At 39.0% G+C, this 618-nt stretch carries 1 pseudogene; it reads right to left on the minus strand.

Annotated features, from left to right (window positions below):
• Positions 1-137: 137 nt before the first annotated feature.
• Positions 138-503 (minus strand): annotated as a pseudogene (locus tag ACSC97_RS18245) (Ig-like domain-containing protein); the annotation flags it as partial.
• Positions 504-618: the final 115 nt, after the last annotated feature.

Genomic DNA, 618 nt, shown 5'->3' on the forward strand with positions numbered 1-618 from the left:
ATTCAATCAATAATTGAACCGCTCTATCTCTGATTTCAGGGGTGTATTTTACTTTTTTCATCGGGACATTCTCTCAAGAAAAGTGGTCTCCGACAAACCCGGTACGGTTCAAAGCTATCCGATATGTTTGGAGCTCTTAAAAGACTATCTAAATTAACAGAGTCCACAAGAGAAGTTTGAACCTCCTCAATGATTAAGGAATCACTCAACATCAGTGCACTAGGTTGAGCTGGAGCTACAATTGTGAAATTAAAGGCATCACTGAGTTCACTGGTATTACCAGCTACATCAGTTTGAGTTAAAGTAATTTTGTGTGAGCCTAAAACTAAATCATTCGTTACGGTGTAACTCCATTTACCATTATCTCCAACTGTAACAGTCCCAATCGGATAGCCATTATCAAATATTGTGAGTACTGCTTTTGCTTCACCAATTCCTGATAATGTTGGCTTGGTATCATCGGTACTTCCACCTGAACTAACAGTGCCTTTAACTGCGCCAATATAGAGGTGGTCCCACATGTTTGAACAACTAAAAGCGTATTTATAAGTGATATTCCGCTCTAGTTAAGCCACCTTGTTTTGTTGGGGTAGCTGATCATAGTAAAACTCATTTGGT

The organism is Acinetobacter sp. P1(2025) (assembly GCF_051390655.1).
GTDB classification, from domain to species: Bacteria; Pseudomonadota; Gammaproteobacteria; order Pseudomonadales; family Moraxellaceae; genus Acinetobacter; species Acinetobacter junii.